General features: G+C 67.4%; 18 protein-coding genes. 12 read left to right on the plus strand and 6 right to left on the minus strand.

Annotation, left to right across the window (positions count from 1 at the left end; genetic code table 11):
* On the minus strand, window positions 1–708 hold the full coding sequence (locus KGR00_RS21680; RefSeq protein ID WP_224419298.1) for an ABC transporter ATP-binding protein: 708 nt from the start codon (window positions 706–708) through the stop codon (window positions 1–3).
* Entirely contained in the window at window positions 705–1,526 is an 822-nt protein-coding gene (locus KGR00_RS21685; protein ID WP_224419299.1) for an ABC transporter ATP-binding protein, read from the minus strand. The genes KGR00_RS21680 and KGR00_RS21685 overlap by 4 nt, the downstream gene beginning before the upstream one ends.
* A gap of 477 nt (window positions 1,527–2,003) precedes the next feature.
* Here KGR00_RS21685 and KGR00_RS21690 point away from each other — a divergent pair, with 477 nt between their 5' ends.
* On the plus strand, window positions 2,004–2,378 hold the full coding sequence (locus tag KGR00_RS21690; RefSeq protein ID WP_129140755.1) for a phasin family protein: 375 nt from the start codon (window positions 2,004–2,006) through the stop codon (window positions 2,376–2,378).
* Window positions 2,379–2,467: 89 nt separating this feature from the next.
* Here KGR00_RS21690 and KGR00_RS21695 read toward each other — a convergent pair whose 3' ends face one another.
* Window positions 2,468–3,361, minus strand: coding sequence for an EamA family transporter (locus KGR00_RS21695; protein WP_224419300.1), 894 nt, complete (start codon window positions 3,359–3,361; stop codon window positions 2,468–2,470).
* Between the two features lie 120 nt (window positions 3,362–3,481).
* Between KGR00_RS21695 and KGR00_RS21700 the strand changes: the two genes are divergently transcribed.
* Window positions 3,482–3,970 carry a DUF192 domain-containing protein gene (locus KGR00_RS21700; RefSeq protein ID WP_224419301.1) on the plus strand — a complete coding sequence of 163 codons (489 nt, stop codon included), beginning with the start codon at window positions 3,482–3,484 and terminating at the stop codon, window positions 3,968–3,970.
* Window positions 3,971–3,983: 13 nt separating this feature from the next.
* On the opposite strand, the gene KGR00_RS21705 is transcribed toward KGR00_RS21700, so the two are convergent.
* Window positions 3,984–4,718, minus strand: coding sequence for a ParA family protein (locus KGR00_RS21705; protein ID WP_129140758.1), 735 nt, complete (start codon window positions 4,716–4,718; stop codon window positions 3,984–3,986).
* 329 nt (window positions 4,719–5,047) lie between these two features.
* On the opposite strand from KGR00_RS21705, the gene KGR00_RS21710 reads away from it, so the two are divergent.
* The 3 genes from KGR00_RS21710 (at window position 5,048) to KGR00_RS21720 (ending at window position 7,890) form a co-directional block, all read left to right on the plus strand.
* Entirely contained in the window at window positions 5,048–6,055 is a 1,008-nt protein-coding gene (locus tag KGR00_RS21710) for a DctP family TRAP transporter solute-binding subunit (RefSeq protein WP_224419302.1), read from the plus strand.
* 70 nt (window positions 6,056–6,125) lie between these two features.
* Window positions 6,126–6,605 (plus strand): TRAP transporter small permease, encoded by a 480-nt coding sequence (locus KGR00_RS21715; RefSeq protein WP_129140760.1) that lies wholly within the window; start codon window positions 6,126–6,128, stop codon window positions 6,603–6,605.
* Entirely contained in the window at window positions 6,595–7,890 is a 1,296-nt protein-coding gene (locus KGR00_RS21720) for a TRAP transporter large permease (protein WP_129140761.1), read from the plus strand. Before KGR00_RS21715 ends, KGR00_RS21720 begins: the two co-directional genes overlap by 11 nt.
* A 167-nt stretch (window positions 7,891–8,057) precedes the next feature.
* Here the strand turns inward: KGR00_RS21720 and KGR00_RS21725 are convergent, their stop codons facing one another.
* Window positions 8,058–9,122 carry an alcohol dehydrogenase catalytic domain-containing protein gene (locus tag KGR00_RS21725; protein WP_224419303.1) on the minus strand — a complete coding sequence of 355 codons (1,065 nt, stop codon included), beginning with the start codon at window positions 9,120–9,122 and terminating at the stop codon, window positions 8,058–8,060.
* Window positions 9,123–9,203: 81 nt separating this feature from the next.
* Between KGR00_RS21725 and KGR00_RS21730 the strand changes: the two genes are divergently transcribed.
* The 7 genes from KGR00_RS21730 to KGR00_RS21760 all read left to right on the plus strand — a co-directional run bounded on the left by KGR00_RS21730 (window position 9,204) and on the right by KGR00_RS21760 (window position 18,180).
* Window positions 9,204–9,800, plus strand: a complete 597-nt coding sequence (locus KGR00_RS21730) for a malonic semialdehyde reductase (RefSeq protein WP_224419304.1) — start codon at window positions 9,204–9,206, stop codon at window positions 9,798–9,800.
* A 434-nt stretch (window positions 9,801–10,234) separates the two neighbouring features.
* Window positions 10,235–11,209: a TAXI family TRAP transporter solute-binding subunit gene (locus KGR00_RS21735; RefSeq protein ID WP_129140764.1), complete on the plus strand. Its 975-nt coding sequence runs from the start codon at window positions 10,235–10,237 to the stop codon at window positions 11,207–11,209.
* A 162-nt stretch (window positions 11,210–11,371) separates the two neighbouring features.
* Entirely contained in the window at window positions 11,372–13,969 is a 2,598-nt protein-coding gene (locus KGR00_RS21740; protein WP_224419305.1) for a TRAP transporter permease, read from the plus strand.
* A gap of 9 nt (window positions 13,970–13,978) precedes the next feature.
* Window positions 13,979–14,407, plus strand: a complete 429-nt coding sequence (locus KGR00_RS21745; RefSeq protein ID WP_224419306.1) for a universal stress protein — start codon at window positions 13,979–13,981, stop codon at window positions 14,405–14,407.
* 106 nt (window positions 14,408–14,513) lie between these two features.
* Window positions 14,514–15,341, plus strand: coding sequence for an MOSC N-terminal beta barrel domain-containing protein (locus KGR00_RS21750; protein ID WP_224419307.1), 828 nt, complete (start codon window positions 14,514–14,516; stop codon window positions 15,339–15,341).
* Window positions 15,342–15,451: 110 nt separating this feature from the next.
* A complete protein-coding gene (locus KGR00_RS21755) occupies window positions 15,452–15,964 on the plus strand; it encodes an oxidoreductase (RefSeq protein WP_224419308.1) in 513 nt (170 codons plus the stop codon).
* Between the two features lie 29 nt (window positions 15,965–15,993).
* Complete coding sequence (locus KGR00_RS21760; protein WP_224419309.1) at window positions 15,994–18,180, plus strand: ATP-binding protein; 2,187 nt, start codon at window positions 15,994–15,996, stop codon at window positions 18,178–18,180.
* A gap of 12 nt (window positions 18,181–18,192) precedes the next feature.
* Here KGR00_RS21760 and KGR00_RS21765 read toward each other — a convergent pair whose 3' ends face one another.
* A complete protein-coding gene (locus KGR00_RS21765; protein WP_224419310.1) occupies window positions 18,193–20,100 on the minus strand; it encodes an alkaline phosphatase family protein in 1,908 nt (635 codons plus the stop codon).
* Window positions 20,101–20,133 lie beyond the last annotated feature (33 nt).

The following is a 20,133-nucleotide window of genomic DNA, read 5'->3' on the forward strand; positions in this document are numbered from 1 at the left end:
TCAACCCCCCAGGAACATTTCGGCGACTTCCGGATCGGCCAGGAGGTTGGGACCGGTGTCTTCGTGACGGTTGCGGCCGGTGGCCAGCACGTAGCCGCGATCGGCGATCGCCAGTGCCTGCTTGGCGTTCTGCTCGACCATCAGCACGCCGATGCCCTGGGCGTTGATCTCCTTGATCCGCTCGAAGGTCTCGTCGATCAGCAGCGGCGAGAGCCCGGCGGTGGGTTCGTCGAGCATCAGCAGTTCGGGGTCGATCATCAGCGCGCGGCCCATGGCGACCATCTGCCGCTCGCCGCCGGACATCAGCCCGGCCTGTTGGCGGCGCCGCTCGGCGAGCTTGGGGAACAGCGTGTAGACCTTGTCGAGGCGCTCCGAGAGATCGCCCTTCATCAGGTAGGCGCCCATCTCGAGGTTCTCGCGCACGGTCAGTGAGGGGAAGACGTTCTTCTCCTGGGGCACGTAGGCGATGCCGCGCCGGACCATCTGTTCCGGCTTGGCGTTGGTGATCGCCTCGCCCTTGTAGCGCACTTCGCCGGCGCGGATGCGCAGCAGGCCGAACACCGCCTTCATCGCCGTGGACTTGCCGGCGCCGTTGGGGCCGACGATCACCACGATCTCGTCGGGGTCGACGCGCAGATTGGTGCCCTGGAGGATATCCACGCCGCCGTAGCCACCGTAGATATCACGGGCATCGAGCAGGCTGGTCATGAGGCGTCCCCCTGGTTGGTCGAAGCGCCCCCGGGCGTGACGTTCTCGCCCATCCGGCCGCTCGCGCCACCGCCGAGGTAGGCCTCACGGACCTGCTCGTTGCGGCGCAGGTCCTCCATGGCGCCGGAGGCGATCAACTCGCCGTTGGCCATCACGTGGACCGGGTCGCAGAGCGCCGAGATCAGGTCCATGTCGTGCTCGATCACGCAGAAGGTGTAGCCGCGCTCGCGGTTCAGGCGCAGGATCGCCTCGCGGATCTTGCCCAGCAGGGTGCGGTTGACGCCGGCGCCGGGTTCGTCGAGCAGCACCATCTTGGCGTCGGTCATCATGGTGCGCCCCAGATCGAGCAGCTTCTTCTGGCCACCGGAAAGGTTGCCGGCCAGTTCGTCGGCGACGTGGGTGATCTCCAGGAAGTCGAGCACTTCGTCGACCCTGGCCAGCACCTCGCTGTCCTCGTCCTTGACCCGTCCCCAGCGCAGCCAGGCCTTGAACAGGTTCTCGCCGCTCTGCGACGGGGGCACGACCATCAGGTTCTCGCGCACGGTCATGCGCGAGAATTCGTGGGGGATCTGGAAGGTGCGCACCAGGCCGCGATGGAAGAGTTTGTGCGGCGGCAGGCCGGTGATGTCCTCGTCGTCGAGCAGTACGCGGCCGCTGGAGGGCGGGAAGAGTCCGGCGACCATGTTGAACAGTGTGCTCTTGCCGGCCCCGTTGGGGCCGATCAGCCCGGTGATGCTGCCCTGCGCGACGTCGAAGGAGACGCCTCGTACTGCCTGGAGGCCGCCGAACGTCTTGGAGACGTTGTCGATTCGAATCAAGGAGGAGCTCCTCGCAAGCGTCTTGTTGTTGGCGGGCTGGGCGCGTCAGGACGCAGGGGCATCCGCCGCGACAGCCACGGCCTGAGTCAGATTGTCGTTTGAAGGCAGGTTCGCGATGCCCGTGGCGCCAATGGCCACGACCGGCCGGGAAGCTACCGTTGAATGACCATACAGGGGCGTGGCGTGGCGCGACAAGCGCCACCGACGATGAGATTTAAACGTTCGTCCGCTCGGCTCGCGGCGGTGCTCGATTCATCGCTCGGGGCATGTGCCGCGGCCCGGCCCGCACCGTGTTCGCCGCGGGTAACACGGTAGGCGGGGCCGTCGATCGGGGATATGCCCAGGGAAGAGGGAAGAGGGAAGAGGGAAGAGGAAAAAACGTGAATCTCATGTTGCGACGCAGCAATGGCTTTGCTATGTTGCAGTGCAACGAAGGCCGACATCCTTCGGGTCAGCAACCATTACGGAGGTGCAACCATGGCTACCAACACCAATACCGGCTTCGATCAGGCCACCAAGCAGTTCGAATCGCTGTTCTTCGGTCCGGCTCGCGCCTATGCGGCAATGAGCATCGACTACACCGAAAAGCTGCTGAGCACCCAGTTCGACTTCGCCAAGACCTACAGCGACGCTGCCCTGAGCCAGGCGCGTGCCCTGCTCGACGTGCGTGACGCGGAAGGCATGCGCACTTACGTCGAAGGCCAGCAGAAGGTCGTCAAGGACCTGAGCGAGCGCTTCAAGGACGACGCCGAGAAGGTCGTCTCCCTGAATCAGGACTTCGCCAAGCAGAGCCAGAAACTGGTCGAAGACAACGTCAAGACTGCCAGCAAGGCAACCAGCCAGGCCAAGTAAGCCTGACGGTTCCTGCAGTCTCCCGACAGCCGACGGCAAGCGCCGTCGGCTGTTTTCGTTCGTCCCCCGGCATGGCGCCGGGAGACGGGTCAGGCGCCCTCGTCGCGGGGCGCGGGGGCGGGCGAGCCCCGGGGACGACGCGCCGGCAGGCGCACGTTGATCACCGCCAGGCCGGCGACCACCAGCAGGCCGCCGACGAGCTTGTTGATGCCCAGCGGGTCATCGAGCAGCCACATTCCCAGCAGCACGGCGAAGACCGGCATCAGCAGCGAGAGCGGCACCACCCGGCTGACCGGATGTTTCTGCAGCAACCGATACCACACGCTGTAGGCAACGATCGACGACATCACCGCCGTATAGAAGACCGCACCCCAGCCCGTCCAGCCGGCGCGCCCCAGCGCCGCCCATTGGTCGCCCTCGAACAGCCAGCTGCCGAGGGCGACCTGGGGGATCGCGAGCAGGGCGATCCAGCCCGCCAGCGTCAGCGGCGGGATGCCCGGCGAGGCCTTGATGATCAGGTTGGAGACCGCCCAGAAGAAGGCGCTGGCCAGCAGCAGCGCGGTGGGCAGCGGGGCGGGCAACGACGGCCCGCCGGCGAGCACCACCACGCCGGCGAAGGACATCGCCAGGCCCAGCCAGCGACGCAGGTCGAGCCGTTCCTTGAGAAAGACCGCCGCGAGCAGGGTGGCGAAGGGCGTGCCCATCTGCACCAGCAGCGCGCCGGTGCCGGCTTCCGCCTGGCCCAGTCCCAGGAACAGCAGCGGGAAATGCAGGCCGCCGAAGGTCACCGAGAGGATCAGCAGCCAGGGCAGCTGGCGGCGGGTGATCCGTGTGAAGGGCACCACCAGCACGGCGACCAGCATGAAGCGCAGGGTCATCAGCAGCAGCGGCGGCATGTCGGCCACGCCGACCTTGATGACGATGATGTTGAGCGCCCAGATGGCGATCACGGTCAAGCCGAGCAGAAGGTCGCGAAGCGGCACGAAGCATCCTCGATGAGCGGGCGAAGAACCTGACGAGAGGGCGATGAGCCAGTATAAAGAAGGCGGCACGGGGCCGCGAGGCGTGGCCGAGTCGACAGACGACGATCAGCGGAGGCGAACATGCGGCGCAACGCCCAGGCAAATCGATTGGCGCGGTGGCTCTGGGCGTCCGGTCTCGGGCTGAGCGCCTCGCTGGCGGGGGGCGACGTCCGGGCCGAGTCGCTGCCGCTGACCCTCGAGGGTGACGCGCAGCGCACCGAGCTGAGCGTGGAGATCGCCGACGACCCCGCCGAGCGCAATCGCGGCCTGATGGCGCGCGACCACCTGGCGGCGGATGCCGGCATGCTGTTCGTCTACCCGCGCAGCCAGTCGCCGCAGGGCGCCTTCTGGATGTATCGCACGCGGATCCCGCTGGACATCGCCTTTCTCGACGCGAGTGGCGTGATCCGTGCCATTCGCCACATGGTTCCCTGCCCCAGCGAGCGGTCCGCCGACTGCCCCTCCTATGCGGCCGGGGTCGCCTTCCGCGCCGCGCTGGAGGTCAACGCCGGTTTCTTCGCCGACCACGGCATCGATGTCGGTGATCGAATCGTCTCGCCGCCGTGGTGAGTGATCGGCGCTGTCACTGCAGGCGCTGGCGAATCTCGCGCCACAGGCCGGCATAGGCCCGCCCGCCGGCGCTGGCGCGGGCGAAGTGTGACACCGGGGCGCGCTCCAGACCCATGCGCTCCACGGCGCTGGCGTTGGGGATCACCGTGGACAGACGGGTCGGCCAGCGCTCGCCGAGCGTGTCCATGACCTGGCGGTGCAGGGTCTTGCGCCGATCGGCGAGGGTGAAGAAGGGCCACACCGGGCAGGCGTGATTCGTCTCGTCGAGGTGGCCGCGCAACTGCTCCAGGGTGCGCAGCGACAGGGTGGTGGGCACGATCGGCACGAGCAGGGCATCGACGCTGGAGAAGACCTGCTCGGCAAGCGTCGACAGACTCGGCGGGCAGTCGAGCAGTACCAGGTCATAGTCGTCGACGACCGGCCTGAGGAGCTTGCGCAGGCGGCTGAGCTTGCGGCCCTCGAGGAGCTGTTCCATGTCGCGCGAGCCGATCGCCGCCGGCAGCAGATCGAGGCCCTCGACGCCGGTGTCGCGGATCACCTTGTCGAGAGCCGCCTTGCCCTTGACCAGCTTGTCGACGCCGCCTCGGACCTTGGGTTTGGCACGCAGGTAGAAGGTGGTCGCCGCCTGGGGGTCGAGGTCCCAGAGTAGCACCCGGTGGCCATCGCGACACGCCTCGGCGGCGAGATTGACGGCGGAGGCGGTCTTGCCCACGCCGCCCTTGATGCTGTAGAGCGCCAGCATCTGCATGAGCGCCTCCCGGGCTGTTTCGGCGTTTGCTGGAGTTGTCTTGCGGGTGACACAGTGTAACAAGCGTGCGGCGCGGTTCCGTGACGATTCGATGACAGGCGGCACGCCGAAAGGCGAGGCTTTCATTCATTCGCCGGCGCTTTACAATGGACACCGGATCGAACCCCGGCGCCCCTATCCCGCCCCGGGGCGCCTCGGCGACCGGCCACGAGCCGGACGCCGCGGGTCCTCACCCCCGGACCTGCATGCGCGACGAAGCCACCGGACTTCGCACAACCATAACGTAGCCAGCCCCGGCCCGCCGGCTGGCGCATGCAAGGACTCACGACATGTCGACACGCCGCTTCAACGGACTCGCCGCCGCCCTCGCGGGGGCCGCCCTGCTGTGCACCGCGCTCACCGCGCAGGCCCGCGAATACTCCGTCTCCACCGTGCTCTCGAACGCCTTCCCCTGGGGCCAGGCCGCCGACAAGTGGGCCGAGCTGGTCAAGGAGCGCTCCGACGGGCGCATCACGCTGCGCGTCTATCCCAATTCACAACTGGTCAACGGCGACCAGACCCGCGAGTTCTCGGCGATGCGCCAGGGGCTGATCGACATGGCGGTGGGCTCGACCATCAACTGGTCGCCGCAGGTGCCCCAGCTCAATCTCTTCTCGCTGCCGTTCCTGATGCCCGACTACGACGCCGTCGATGCGGTCACCGGCGGCGAGGCCGGCGAGCAGGTCTTCGCGGCCATCGAGTCGCGCGGCGTGATCCCGCTGGCCTGGGGCGAGAACGGCTTCCGCGAGTTGTCCAACTCCAAGTTGCCGATCGATTCCCCCGAGGACCTCGAGGGCCTGAAGATCCGCGTGGTCGGTTCACCGCTGTTCCACGACACCTTCACCGCACTGGGCGCCAATCCCACCCAGATGAGCTGGGCCGACGCCAAGCCGGCGCTGACCACCGGCGCGGTGGACGGTCAGGAGAACCCGCTGTCGGTGTTCGACGTGGCGCGCATCGACCAGGTTGGGCAGAAGTATCTGACGCGGTGGCACTACATGAACGATCCGCTGATCTTCGCCGTCAACCGCAACGTCTGGCAGCAGTTCCCCGAAGCCGATCGCGAACTGCTGCGTCAGGCCGCCGTGGACGCCGGCGCCTGGGAGATCGAGAAGTCGCGTGGCGAGCGTGACGAGCGCCTGGCGGCGATCAAGGAGCGCGGGGTCGAGGTCATCGAGCTCGACGACGCCCAGCGTCAGGCCTTCGCCGACGCGACCCAGAGCGTCTACGACGAGTGGGCGCCGCAGATCGGCGAAGACCTGGTCGAGACCGCCCGCCAGGCCGTCGAGAACCGCTGAGCCTCCAGGTTCTCAAATCCGTAAGCCCGTTGGTCGGCCGGTGTGCCGACCGATGCATGACGAGGTCCACATGAAACCGCAACCGGATGCGCGACTCGAGCGCGTTCTGGCCACGCTCGCCCTGGTGGTGATCGCCCTGATCAGCTTCGCCAACGTGGTGGTGCGTTATGTCACCGATGCCTCCTTCGCCTTCACCGAGGAGATCTCGGTCTTCCTGCTGGTGGTCGTGACCTTCGCCGGCGCGGCGGTGGCGCTGCGCCGCAACGGTCACATCCGTATCGGTCTGGTCGAGCGGGCCCTGCCGCCCGGCCCGCGGCGGGCGCTGATCGCGCTGCAGGGACTCGCCGGCCTGGTGGTGCTGGGGCTGATCACCGGTTACGGCGCGCAGATGGCCTGGCAGGAGTATCACTGGCAATCGCTGTCGCCGGGGCTCGGCGTGCCGCAATGGTGGTACCTGGTGTGGCTGCCGGTGCTGTCGCTGTTGATGCTCGTGCGGCTGGTTCAGCAGACCCTCGATCGCTTGCGCGGAGGGCTCGCCGATGAGTCCTGATCTGCTGATGATCGCCAGCTTCGGGCTGCTGTTACTGGCCGGCGTACCGGTGGCCTTCTCGCTGGGCCTGGCCGGGGCGGTGGGGATCGTCACCGGACTCTCGCCGGAGATGCTGGCGACGCTGGGCACCAACACCTACAACAGCATCGCCAAGTACCCGCTGATCGCCATTCCGCTGTTCATCCTCACCGGCTTGATCTTCGAACGCGCCGGTGTCGCCGCGCGGCTGGTGCGCTTCGCCCAGGCGTTGATCGGCCCCCGTCACGGCGGGCTGGCGCTGGTCGCGGTACTGGTCTGTCTGATCATGGGCGGCATGAGCGGCTCGGGCCCGGCGGATGCCGCGGCGGTGGCGATGGTGATGCTGCCCAGCATGACCCGCGCCGGCTACCCCAAGCCGTTCTCGGCGACACTGATCGCCGCCTCGGCCTCCACGGCGATCCTGATTCCGCCGTCGGTGGCGCTGATCCTCTATTCGATCGTGGTGCCGGGCGTCGACCTGCGCGCGCTGTTCGCCGCGGGGCTGTTTCCCGGCATTCTGGCCGGTGTGGCGCTGCTGCTGCCGGCGTTCTGGCTGTCACGGCGCTACGGCTGGGAAGCCCCCGACGCCGTCGAGCGACCGGCGCTGGGGGCGAGCTTCCGCCAGGCGATTCCCGCGCTGTTCGCCCCGGTATTGATCCTCGGCGGGTTGCGTAGCGGTCTGTTCACACCCACCGAGGCCGCCGTCGCGGCGGTGGCCTACGGCGTTGTGGTGGGGGTGTTCCTCACCCGTGAGCTCGACTGGCGCGAACTCTGGCGGCTGATCGGCGAGGCGGCGACGATCTCCGGGGTGGTGATGCTGATCATCGCCCTGGCGGGGATCTTCGCCTGGGCAGGCACCATGCTGGGGACGTTCCGTCATCTCGCCGAATGGCTGATCACCCTGTCCGACAACGGCGCGGTGCTGCTCGCCCTGATCATGATCGCGGTGCTGCTCGCCGGGATGCTGCTGGATGCCATCTCGATCTATCTGATCCTGATGCCGATCCTGATCCCGGTGATGCAGCATTTCGGCTGGAATCCGGTGTGGTTCGGCATCCTGCTGGCGATGAACATCGCCATCGGTCAGTACACGCCGCCGGTGGCGGTCAACCTGATGGTCACCACCGAGGTGGCGGGCATCCGCCTCGAGCAGACCCTGGGCTGGGCGCTGGTGTTCGTCGCCGCCATGGCGGTGGCGCTGCTGCTGGTGGCGCTGTTTCCGCCGATCGCCCTGTGGTTGCCGGGCGTGCTGGGCTACAACGTCTGAGAGGGTGTTTACAAATTAGGCGAGCGAAGGCAAGACAAGGCAAAATCGGCCGAAAAAGCGGAGTTTACACAGAGTAAATGAGCATTTTGAGGCCGATTTTAACGCCGTATTGTCGAGCGCAGGCATTTTGTAAACACCCTCTGAGAGCCTCTAGGTGGATAAACCCGCTAGGTATCCATGACCAATACCGGCTTGATCACCCGGCCGGCCTCGGCGTCCTTGGCCGCCGTCTCGATGGCCTCGAAGGGGTAGCGCGTGATCAGACGCTCGAGGGGAAAGTCGCCACGGCGATGGGCATCGAGCAGCCAGGGGATGAAGCGCTGCGGGTCGGCGTCGCCCTGGATCACCGAGTGGCCCTGCTGACCCGGCTCCAGGCCGCCGCCCGCGGCACCGGTGAGCCAGGCCACGCGGCCATCGGCGGCCAGCCAGCCGGGGATGGCGGCGAAGATGGCGGCATCCCCGGCCGTGTCGATCAGCGCCGGCGCGCCGGCGGGAAAGGCGTCACGCATCCCGCCCGCCAGTGCCGCCTCGGGCGCCAGGGTGCGGGTCGCGCCCAGTGAGGCGGCCAGCTCGCGGCGCTCGGCGAGCGGCTCGATCACCACGCGCGGCTCGGCGCCGACGATGTTCGCCGCCAGTAGTGCCCCCAGCCCCACCGCGCCGGCGCCGACGATTGCCAACCCCTCGCCGGCGGCCAGCGCCAGGGAGTTGACCACCGTGCCGGCGCCGGTCTGCAGCCCGCAGCCCAGCGGGGCGACCAGCGCCAGGTCGAGTTCGCGATCGACGCGCACGGCATTGCGTCGCGCGGCCAGCGCATGGGTGGCGAACGCCGACTGGCCGAAGAAGTGCCCTCGCACGCCGTCGCTCAGGGCGTTGCTGCCATCCAGCCGGGTGCCGGCGAAATTGAGGGTCATGAAATGGGCGCAGTCGGCGGGGTGCCCGGCGCGGCAGGCCGCGCACGCCCCGCAGGCGGCGAAGCTCAGCACCACGGCGTCGCCGGGGGCGAGATCGTCGACATCGCGCCCCGTCATCTCGACGATACCCGCGCCCTCGTGCCCCAGCACGCTGGGCGTCGGGCAGCTCGCGGCCATGTCGAGGTCGGTATGGCAGATCCCGCAGGCGTGAATCCTGACGAGGATTTCATCGTCGCGGGGCGCGTCGAGTTCGAGCGTTTCCAACCGCCAGCGCGCGCCTGAGCGACCGGCCACGGCCGCGCGGATTGTCTGTCGGTGCATGGGGATGTCCTTAGCCAGCTAGGATTTCGCCAATGCCTTCCTTATAGTCGTTGATTCTCACTTCGCAAAGGAGCCGTCGGCATGTCATCGACCGTCGATCAGCAGGCGCTGGAGCAGGCCTTTCTCTCGGCACGGACCCATCACGCCTTTCAGCCGCAGCGCCCGGTGGACGAAGCGACCCTGAGGCAGCTCTACGAGTTGCTCAAGTGGGCGCCGACCTCGATGAACTCGCAGCCCGGGCGCTTCGTGTTCGTCACCAGCCCCGCGGCCAAGGCACGCTTGCTGCCGCTGGTTGCCGAGGGCAATCGGGCACAGACCGAGCAGGCGCCGGTCACCGTGATCGTCGCCTACGACACACAGTTCTACGAGCACCTGCCCGAACAGTTTCCGGTCAAGGCCGATGCTCGCGAGATGTTCGCCGATTCCCCGGCGAGCGCCGAGGAGAACGCCTTTCGCAACGGTTCGTTGCAGGGCGGTTACCTGATTCTGGCGGCGCGGCTGCTGGGACTGGATTGCGGACCGATGAGCGGTTTCGATCGCGCCGGCGTGGATGCCGAGTTCTTCCCGGAGGGTCGCTGGCGCAGCAACTTCCTGGTCAACCTGGGTTACGGCGACGCCGACAAGCTCTACCCGCGCGGGCCGCGCCTGGATTTCGAGACGGCGACGCGCGTTCTCTGAGTCGGCCCGGCGGCGGGTGCGTTCGCCCCGGGACATCATCGTGCACGGCCGGGGCAGGGGAGTGAGCGGCGGGGCCGTCTCTGGCGTGCGTCTCGGGGCGCCGATCACTCGCCGGGCCGATCGCCGACGAACCTGGCAATCAGGTAGCGGGAAGTTCTGTCAGGTGGCTTCAAGGCGGGAAAAAATATTGTATGATCACAATCGCTTAACCGACCCTTCCCGAAAAATCGGATCGGTTGAGGCAAACGCCCTGTAAACGCTGGGCTGAACTACGCTTGACGGAAGGCGACGCCATCGTATCGCAGCGGGCAGGCGGTGAGCATGGCGTCGTATCGGGGGCACACCGTCCGAGCGCTTTCCGAGCCCGTCTGGAAAGCCGGCACGCGCCTCGGGGCGTGAACCCGTGACAACAAACTCAAGAAGAGGTGTCTTGCATGAAACGCCACTTGCTATCCGCACTGTTCTCCGGCGCCCTGCTGGGAGCCGCGACCCTGGGCGCCGCACCCGCCGCCCAGGCACAGCAGAACTTCATCACCATCGGTACCGGCGGCCAGACCGGCGTCTACTATGTGGTCGGTCAGTCGATCTGCCGCATGGTCAACCGGGTCGACGACGCCAACATCAAGTGTAACGCGCCGTCCACCGGCGGTTCGGTGGCCAACATCAACGGCATCATGTCCGGCGAACTGGACATGGGCGTCGCCCAGTCCGACGTCGCCTACCGTGCCTACAACGGCGAGGGCACCTTCGAGGAGCCGTTCAAGGAACTGCGTTCGGTGTTCTCGATGCATGGCGAGCCGCTGACCCTGCTGGCCCGCGCCGACTCGGGCATCGAGACACTCGATGATCTCAAGGGCAAGCGTGTCAACATCGGCAACCCGGGCTCCGGCCAGCGCGCCACCATGGAAGTGCTGATGGACGCCAAGGGCTGGGATACCGGCGTCTACTCGCTGGCCTCCGAGCTGACCGCCGCCGAGCAGGCCTCCGCGCTGGCGGACAACAACATCGACGCCATGGTCTATGTGGTCGGCCATCCCAACGGCTCGATCCAGGAAGCGACCACCACGGTCGATGCCAAGCTGATCCCGCTGACCGGCGACGCCGTCGATTCGCTGGTCGAGAAGTATCCCTACTACTCCAAGGTCACCATCCCCGGCGGCCTGTACAAGGGTAATCCGGACGACGTCGAGACCTTCGGCGTGAAGGCGACCGTGGTCACCGATGCCGACACCGATGCCGATACGGTCTACCAGACCGTCAAGGCGGTGTTCGAGAACTTCGACCGCTTCAAGAAGCTGCATCCGGCATTCGCCAACCTCGAGCCCGAACAGATGATCAGCGACGGCCTGACCGCACCGCTGCACGAAGGCGCGGCCCGCTACTACAAGGAGCGTGGCTGGATCGACTGAGCCCGGGAAGCATCCCGCCTTGCTCATGATGCGCGGCTGCCCTGGGGCAGTCGCGCATCTTTGGTTATCGGGCGTCGCCGCGACGCCTACACTTAGACGTAGTCGACACCCTTCCCCACGGCGGTGATCAGCGGCGGGGTGTCGGTCTCACAGGGCATTGTCATGGCTGAAAACAACACGTCGGCATCCGCCAGCTCCCAGGATCTGGAGGATCTGGTCGCTTCCAGCGATACCGGATCGCGCAAGCTGGGCGGTGCGCCACAGAAGATTCTCCTGGGTGGCGCGGCCGCCTGGTCGCTGTTCCAGTTGTGGATTGCCTCGCCGCTTCCCTTCATTCTGCGCTTCGGGGTCTTCAGTGCCACCGAGGCGCGCTCCATTCACCTGGCCTTCGCCATGTTCCTGGCCTATCTCGCCTATCCGGCGCTCAAGCGTTCGCCGCGCGATCGGGTTCCGGTGAGCGACTGGATCATGGCGATACTGGCGGCTGGGGCCGCCGCCTATCTCTACCTGTTCTACGATCAGCTCGCCCAGCGTCCCGGCAACCCCATCACCCAGGACGTGGTGGTCGCCGTGGTGGGCGTGTTGCTGCTGCTCGAGGCGACCCGCCGCGCGCTGGGCCCGCCGCTGATGATCGTGGCCATCGTGTTCCTCGTCTACTCGCTGGCCGGCCCCTACATGCCGGGCATGCTGGCGCACCGCGGGGTGAGCTTCGAGGGGCTGGCCAACCACCAGTGGCTGACCACCCAGGGGGTGTTCGGCATCGCGCTGGGCGTGTCGACCAGCTTCGTGTTCCTGTTCGTGCTGTTCGGCGCGCTGCTCGACAAGGCCGGTGCCGGCAACTACTTCATCAAGGTGGCCTTCTCGCTGCTCGGCCACTACAAGGGCGGTCCGGCCAAGGCGGCGGTGGTCGCCTCGGGCATGACCGGGCTGATCTCCGGCTCGTCGATCGCCAACGTGGTGACCACCGGCACCTTCACCATCCCGATGATGAAACGGGTGGGATTCTCCGCCGAGAAGGCCGGGGCGGTCGAGGTGGCCTCGTCGGTCAACGGCCAGATCATGCCGCCGGTGATGGGCGCCGCGGCCTTCCTGATGGTCGAATACGTGGGCATTTCCTACGTCGAGGTGATCAAGCACGCCTTTCTCCCGGCGTTGATTTCTTACATCGCCCTGGTCTACATCGTTCACCTCGAAGCCATGAAGGCGGGCATGAAGGGGCTCGAGAGCAGCAATCCGGTCAAGCCGCTGCTCAACAAGGTGATCGGTTTCCTGACCGGCCTGCTGGCGCTGATGGCGCTGTCGTTCGTCGTCTATTACGGGCTGGGCTGGCTCAAGCCGGTGCTCGGCGAGGCCACGCCCTGGGTGGTTTCCGTCGTCCTGGCGTTGGTCTACGTGGGGCTGCTCAAGGTCGGCTCGAACTATCCCGAGCTCGAGGAGGACGATCCCAACGAGGAAGTGGTCAGGCTGCCCCGGACCCGCCCCACGGTGATGGTCGGCCTGCACTACATCCTGCCGGTGATCGTGCTGGTGTGGTGTCTGATGGTCGAACGCCTCTCGCCGGGCCTTTCGGCCTTCTGGGCCACGGTGTTCATGATCTTCATCATCGTCACCCAGCGGCCGATCATGGCGATCTTCCGGGGTCACAGCGACATGGCCAGCGACATCCGTGCCGGCTTCGTCGACCTGTGGAGCGGCCTGGTCGACGGTGCGCGCAACATGATCGGCATCGGCATCGCCACGGCGACGGCGGGGATCATCGTCGGGGCGGTGGCGCAGACCGGCGTCGGCCTGGTGCTCGCCGATCTGGTCGAGACGCTGTCGATGGGCAATCTGATGCTGATGCTGCTGCTCACCGCGCTGCTCAGCCTGATCCTGGGCATGGGGCTGCCGACCACCGCCAACTACATCGTGGTCTCGGCGCTGCTGGCGCCGGTGATCGTCTCGCTGGGGCAGCAGAACGGCCTGCTGGTGCCGCTGATCGCCGTGCACCTGTTCGTGTTCTACTTCGGCATCATGGCCGACGTCACGCCGCCGGTGGGGCTGGCCTCGTTCGCCGCGGCGGCGGTCTCGGGGGGCGACCCGATCCGCACCGGCTTTCAGGCGTTCTACTACAGCCTGCGCACCGCGGCCTTGCCGTTTCTGTTCATCTTCAACACCGACCTGCTGCTGATCGACGTCGACCTCTGGCACGGGCTGCTGATCTTCGTCGTCGCCACGCTGGCGATGCTGATCTTCGCCGCGGCGACCCAGGGCTTCATGCTGGTCAAGAGTCGCTGGTACGAGAGCGTGCTGCTGCTGCTGGTGGCCTTCACGCTGTTCCGCCCCGGGTTCTGGATGGACATGATCCACGACCCGTATCGCGACGTGCCGCCGGCGCAGTTCGAGCGGGCGCTCGGCAATCTGGACAAGGGCGACAACCTGCGTGTCCAGGTCGACGGCGTGGATGCCTACGGCAACCCGACCAGCTTCTTCGTGCTGATCCCCGCGCCGGAGGGCGCCACCGGCACCGAGCGCATGGATAACCTGGGCCTGCAACTGATGCAGGAGGACGGCAAGACGCTGGTCGACATGACCACCTTCGGCAGCCAGGCGGAGGAACTGGGTTTCGAGTTCGACCAGCAGATCGTCTCGGTCAAGGCGCCGGTCGAGCGTTGGGCCAAGGAGTGGATGTGGATTCCGGGGCTGGCGGTATTCGTCCTGGTGGTGCTGTTGCAGCAGCGTCGTCGGCGGGGCTCGTCCACGCCGGCACCGGCCGTCTAGGAGGATCGCATGTACCAGAAGATCGTCTTGCCCGTCGACATGAACGAACCGGCCTCCTGGGAGCGGGCGTTGCCCACGGCGCTCGCCCTGTGCCGGACCTTCGGGGCCAGCCTGCACGTGGTCACCGTGCTGCCGGACTACCACATGCCGCTGGTGGGCAGTTTCTTCCCGAAAGACTTCAGCGATAAGGCCCGTCGGGCGCTCTCCGAGGCGCAGCATCGCTTCGTCGCCGAGCACGTGCCCGACGACGTCTCCACGCAGTGCATCGTCGCCGAGGGCTCGCCCTACGAGGGAATCGTCGAAAGCGCCCGCTCGATCGGTGCCGATCTGATCGTCATGGCGTCCCACAACAGGCGCAAGCTGGCCGATCTGCTGATCGGCCCCAATGCCGAGCATGTGGTGCATCACGCCGGCATCTCGGTGATGGTCGTGCGCTGAACGGGCCGGCGGGTGTGCCGTGATCGGCGGATCGAGATGACAACGCGTCGCCAGACGCTATGATGGGGCAGCGACGCTGCCCCATGCTTTTTTACCAGGAACGCTCATGAGCGATACCCAGACGCTAGCGCGTCTTTCCGAGATATACCGTTATCCCGTGAAATCCACCGCTGCCCGGTCGTTGACGCGAGCCCTGGTGAGCGAGGAGGGGCTCGATGGTGACCGCCGCTACATGCTGGCCCGGCCGGACGGACGCTTCGTCACCGCGCGTACCCATCCGGCGTTGCAGCGTGTCATTGTCGAGCCGGTCGATGGCGGGCTGGACCTCCATCACCCCGAGGCCGGGGCGATCGAAGCCCGCGAGACCCGCTTCGCCCGGGAGTCGTTCACCACCGCGGTATGGGGCGATACGTTCGTCGCCGTGACGACCGAGACGGCACTCGATGCCTGGTTCAGCGAGATCCTCGGCGAGCCGGTCAGGCTGTTGTGGCTGGGAGCGACGTCGCCGCGCTATCGCGAGTCGCTGCAGCGGCGGGTGAGTTTCGCCGACGGCTATCCGCTGATGCTGATCTCGCAGGCCTCGCTGGAGGCACTCAACGCGCGGATGGACGCGCCGCAGCGGATGATCCAGTTCCGACCCAACCTGGTGGTGGCGGGAACCGCCGCCCACGCCGAGGATGCCTGGGCGCGGATTCGCATCGGCGAGGTCGAGTTTCGCGTCGATACGCCCTGCGCGCGCTGCAAGATGATCACCGTCGACCCGACGACCGGGACCTTCCAGGCCCGGGGCGAACCGTTGCGCACCCTGGCCGGCTATCGGCGCGGGGCCGACGGCAAGATCCTTTTCGGCCAGAATCTGATCGCGCTCAACACGGGGGAACTGATCGTCGGGGCGCCGGTCGAGGTGCTGGAGACCCGCGCGACCTCCATTTAGGCGCTGCCTGGCAGCCGCGAGACACGCGGTGTCATAGCGGACCGGCGGCCAGGCCGAGACGGCCCGACCGATGGAGCCGGGCTCCACAAGACTGCATAACGAGGCTCGCCATGCGCCATTTCCCGCGCTTGCTGTTGGCACTGCTGTTGCTCATGGGGATGGGGGCGCCGGCCTGGTCGGCGACGCCACTGCCGAAGCCCACGGGTCGGGTGATCCTGACCGTCTCGGGCAACATCACCCGGACCAATGTCGGCGACGAGGCTCGCTTCGATGCGGCGATGCTGAACGACCTGGGGCGGCACACGGTCGCGACTCACACGCCCTGGACCGACGGCGTCTCGCACTTTGCCGGCCCGCTGGGCCGTGACCTGCTGGATCGGGTGGGCGCCAAGGGCGAGGTGCTGCGCGTCAAGGCGCTCAACGATTACGTCTCCGAACTGCCGGCCTGCGACTTCTACGACTACGACGTGCTGCTGGCCCTGGAGCGCGACGGCAAGCCGATGTCGGTGCGCAGTTTCGGGCCGCTCTTCGTGCTCTATCCGTTCGACGCCAAGCCCGAACTGCAGACCGAGAAGATCCGCTTTCGCAGCGTCTGGCAGGTCGTCAGCATCGAGGTGGAGTAGGCCCGCGGGCCTGACATCGGGAGATTAGCGTGCAATATCCCCTGCGACTCAAACTGGGTGCGGTCGCCGCGGTGTTCTGCTTCGTCACCGCGCTCGGCGTGGTCAGCCTGATCTTCTGGCGCCAGGGCAGCCTGGTGCCGATGATCGGCAGCGACGCCGGCTGGGTTGCCTACAAGCTCGACCGCGAGACCGTGGAACTCAGAAGCCAACTGCTGCGCAGCCGACCGGGCTCGACCGAGGATCTCGACGAGCTGCGCCTGAGCTTCGACCTGCTCTACAGTCGTACCCAGTTGCTGCGGGATGGACAGATCGGCGACCTGATTCACGCGATACCCACGGTCGACGGGCTGATCGCGCCGATTCTCGACCGGGTCGCGCGGCTCGACGACGACATCCGCTCCCTGGAGACCCTGACGCCGGCCGTCATCGATCGGCTGCAGGAACGCTTTCATGCGCTCGGCGGGGACACCCAGCGCCTGGTGATGGCGATCAACGAGCACTTCGCCCAGACCAAGACCACTGCCCGCGAGACGATGTTCAAGCTCTACACGCTGTTGCTGGCGCTGATCGTGCTGATGAGCCTGGCGACGCTGGTGGTGGTGCGCTTCCTGTTCCAGGAGGCGCGCGACAACGACGCCTCGCGACGTACCCTGGAAACGCTCAGTCGAGAACTCGAGGTCACCGCGCGGCGTGCCGAGTCGGCGAGCCGCGCCAAGTCGGACTTCCTGGCGATCGTCAGCCACGAGATCCGGACTCCCCTCAACGGGGTGATCGGCATGAGTGCATTGCTGCTGGATCGTCAGCGCGATCCGCGCTCGCGGCACTACGCGCGCACCATTCACGAAAGCGCCGAGATCCTGCTCAGTCTGATCAACGACATCCTCGACTTCTCCAAGATCGAGGCCGGCCGACTCGAGCTGGAGGTCGAGGCCTTCGATCTGACCCGCTGCATCGACAGCGTGATACAGCTCTTCACGCCGCGCCTGGAGGACTCGCCGGTCCGCCTCGAACGCGACATCGATCCCGCGCTGCCCCCGTGTCTCAGCGGCGATGCCGGGCGGCTGCGCCAGATCCTGCTCAACCTGCTCTCCAATGCGCTGAAGTTCACGGCCGTCGGCGAGGTGAGGCTCAGCGTCGGGGCTTGCGGGGAGGGCCGGGTGCGTTTTGAGGTCAGCGACACCGGTTGCGGCATTCCCGCCGAGCGTCGCGATGCGCTGTTCGAACCGTTCCGTCAGGGGGACGCCTCGACGGCGCGCCGCTACGGCGGTTCGGGCCTGGGACTGGCGATCTGCAAGCGGCTGGTCACGGCGATGGGCGGCGACATCGGCTTCGAGAGTCGCGAGCACCAGGGCAGTCGCTTCTGGTTCGAACTACCGCTCGAAGCCGCCGGCGCCTCGGCGGTGTCGGCGCCCGCGCCCGCGCTGTTTCCCGAACGCCACGAGGCGGGGCTGGCGGGGCGCCTGCTGGTCGCCGAGGACAATCCCGTCAACCGCCAGGTAGCGGTCGCCATGCTCGAGCGCTTCGGTCTCGAGGCCGAGGTGGCCGAGGATGGCCGGAGCGCGGTCGAGATGGCCGCCCGGGGCGGCTACGACCTGATCTTCATGGACATGCAGATGCCCGGCATGGACGGTATCGCCGCCACCCGGCGCATCCGGCAGCTCGCGGGGGCAGCGGGTCAGGTACCCATCGTCGCCATGACCGCCGGCGCGCTGGAGGGCGAGAAGTCGCGGGCCCTGGCGGCGGGCATGGACGGTTACCTGACCAAGCCGATCCTTCCCGACCAGCTCGAGCGTCTGTTGCGTCGCTATCTCGGCGACGCCGCCTCGGCGCCCACCGAGTCGGCGGGCGCCGAGTCGGCGAAAGACGTGCTGGTCGATCGTCATCTGCTCGCCGAGTTCGAGCGCTCGCTGGGTCGCGAGGGGCTGGAGGAGTTGGTCCAGCTGTTTCGCGCCCAGGTGCCCGAACGCCTGGCACGCCTGGATGCGGCCCTGATGGCCGGCGACGATGACGCCCTGCGCCGCCAGGCGCATCTGCTCAAGGGGGAATCGTCGGGGCTGGGGTTGCGGCGTGTGGCGGCACTCGCCGGCGCGCTGGAAAGGCAGGTGGCCCAACTGGGCGAGGCGGCGCGTCGCCAGCGCATCGACACCCTGCGACGCACCCTCGACGAGACGCTCGGGACCCTGCGGCGGAGCTGCCCTGCCGGTGCCCGGCGCTGAGCGCCGCGGAATTCAGCGAAACCCGGTGTCGCGGCCGTCGCTGCCCAGTTGCACCACGTCGCGGGGGCGCCCGCGGTCGTCGAGGCGTACGTAGCCGATACCCGAGGCGTTCCACAACCGCTCGCCGGCCTTGGCGCGATCCGGGACCAGCGGGCGGACGTGCATCCGGCGACGCTTGGTGAAGAGGTTGAGCGGCGACCAGGGGGCGTACAGCCAGCGGTTGAGGCGATCGAACCAGTCGAGCAGGGTGTCGGGAAAGGTGTTCTTCAGCCCGCTGCTGGTGACCTGCCAGATGTGCGGGCCATGCTCGCGCTGGCGCAGGCGCACCTCGTAGACGAAGGAGTAGTGCACGTCGCCGGAGAGGATCACGTAGTTGCCCGGCGTCCGGCGGTGGCGAAAGATGTTGAGCATCACGCTCGCCGCCCCGCGATGCGCCATCCAGTTCTCCGCGTCGACCAGCAGCGGCTTGCCGAACCAGGTGAAGACGCGCTGGATGCCCTCGATCAGCTTGACGCCGAAGATCGGCGCCGCCGAGACCACGATCACCGAGGCTTCGTCGAGCAGCTCCTGCTGGAATTCGCTGAGCGCTTCCCAGTCCATCAGTCCCGATGGGCGGTGACGGGCACGTTCGCTGCGCCAGCGTCGCGTGCGGGTGTCCAGCACCACCAGCCTGGGCGAGCTCGCCAGCGTGTAGCCCCAGCCCTCGAAACGCAGCAACTCGCCCGCCACGCGATCGTGCTCGGCCGCCGGCAGGCCGGCGTCGTCGACGTTGGCGAGCAGGGCCTCGAGCGCTGTCATGGGCCCGGTCAACTGCTCAGGCGCGTTGCCCCAGCCCTGGCAGAGCAGGTAGGCGAGCAGCGCGTTGCCGATGATCCGCCGCGAGAAGGGATGGCCGTAGGCGGTCTCCTCCCAGGCCGCGGTCAGGTTCCAGTCGTCGGTGACGTCGTGATCGTCGAAGATCATCAGCGTCGGCAGTTGCGCGAGAAGTCGTGCGGTGGCGGGCAGGTCGGCGACGAACGCCTCGATCACCGCTTGTTCGTCGGCGTAGCGCGCCGCCTCGGTCGCGTCGAGGTGAGGCCGCTCAGGGGCGATCAGCCGCCAGGGCACCGGCGACCAGACCAGCAGGTACATGGCGAGGACTTCGGCGAAGGTGATCAGGTGATTGGAGGCGTTGGCGGTGGTGAAGATGGGCTTGTTGACGCCACCGAAGAAGCGCTCGCGCAACGCCTCGTTGGACTCGAACTCGGGCAGCAGGCGCTCGCGATGGTAGTAGGTGTCGGGGTGCGCGAAGAGGGCGTCGCTGTCGCCGACTACCGCGCCCTCGAGGGTTTCGCCGTAGAGGCCCAGGCGTCGGATCAGGGCGTGAATGGCGACCAGCATGGGCCCGGCGACGTCGTCGGCGTAGATCTGGTCGCCGGTGAGCATCAGCAGGGCCGGGCGTTCGTGCGGTTCGTCCCGATGCTCGGTGAACCAGCGGTCGGCACGCGCCATGCCATCGCCGGCGGGGTGGTGGGGACGCCGGCAGGAGCCGTGCAGCAGCGCGTCGATACGCCCACGGATCACGAAGTCGGGGTGGGTCTGCCCGGGGTAGAGCAGGTGCGGCGCCCAGTCGGCGATACCCCGGCGGTTGCCGTCGGCGTCGACGATGTGCAGGTCGTAGCCGATGCGCTCGTCGCAGGGCAGGGGCGTGTCCGGCACGACGTGAATCAAATGGACCCAGGCCCGGGTGCCCAGGCGCAGGCGCCGACAGGCGGCCGCGTCGAGTGTGTGGCACTCGGCGGGGGCGTCGCCGGGATACAGCGTCAACGTGAGGTCGAGAGCCCGGCTGGCGACCAGCCAGAGCGTCACGCCGCCGGGCTCGGTGCGGCGTAACAACGGGCCGGCCAGTACGGCCGGCAATGAATCTGTCGTGGAATCCAAGGGCATGCGTCCCTGCGCGAGCCGGGCCGGGCA

Origin of the sequence: Modicisalibacter sp. MOD 31.J, from assembly GCF_020147985.1 — a bacterium.
Lineage (GTDB): Bacteria > Pseudomonadota > Gammaproteobacteria > Pseudomonadales > Halomonadaceae > Modicisalibacter > Modicisalibacter coralii.

Coding starts and splice junctions, on each gene's coding strand:
- KGR00_RS21680 (WP_224419298.1), bottom strand. CDS start 708: ATGACCAGCCTGCTCGATGCCCGTGATATCTACGGTGGCTACGGCGGC.
- KGR00_RS21690 (WP_129140755.1), top strand. CDS start 2,004: ATGGCTACCAACACCAATACCGGCTTCGATCAGGCCACCAAGCAGTTC.
- KGR00_RS21700 (WP_224419301.1), top strand. CDS start 3,482: ATGCGGCGCAACGCCCAGGCAAATCGATTGGCGCGGTGGCTCTGGGCG.
- KGR00_RS21705 (WP_129140758.1), bottom strand. CDS start 4,718: ATGCAGATGCTGGCGCTCTACAGCATCAAGGGCGGCGTGGGCAAGACC.
- KGR00_RS21710 (WP_224419302.1), top strand. CDS start 5,048: ATGTCGACACGCCGCTTCAACGGACTCGCCGCCGCCCTCGCGGGGGCC.
- KGR00_RS21715 (WP_129140760.1), top strand. CDS start 6,126: ATGAAACCGCAACCGGATGCGCGACTCGAGCGCGTTCTGGCCACGCTC.
- KGR00_RS21720 (WP_129140761.1), top strand. CDS start 6,595: ATGAGTCCTGATCTGCTGATGATCGCCAGCTTCGGGCTGCTGTTACTG.
- KGR00_RS21725 (WP_224419303.1), bottom strand. CDS start 9,122: ATGCACCGACAGACAATCCGCGCGGCCGTGGCCGGTCGCTCAGGCGCG.
- KGR00_RS21730 (WP_224419304.1), top strand. CDS start 9,204: ATGTCATCGACCGTCGATCAGCAGGCGCTGGAGCAGGCCTTTCTCTCG.
- KGR00_RS21735 (WP_129140764.1), top strand. CDS start 10,235: ATGAAACGCCACTTGCTATCCGCACTGTTCTCCGGCGCCCTGCTGGGA.
- KGR00_RS21740 (WP_224419305.1), top strand. CDS start 11,372: ATGGCTGAAAACAACACGTCGGCATCCGCCAGCTCCCAGGATCTGGAG.
- KGR00_RS21745 (WP_224419306.1), top strand. CDS start 13,979: ATGTACCAGAAGATCGTCTTGCCCGTCGACATGAACGAACCGGCCTCC.
- KGR00_RS21750 (WP_224419307.1), top strand. CDS start 14,514: ATGAGCGATACCCAGACGCTAGCGCGTCTTTCCGAGATATACCGTTAT.
- KGR00_RS21755 (WP_224419308.1), top strand. CDS start 15,452: ATGCGCCATTTCCCGCGCTTGCTGTTGGCACTGCTGTTGCTCATGGGG.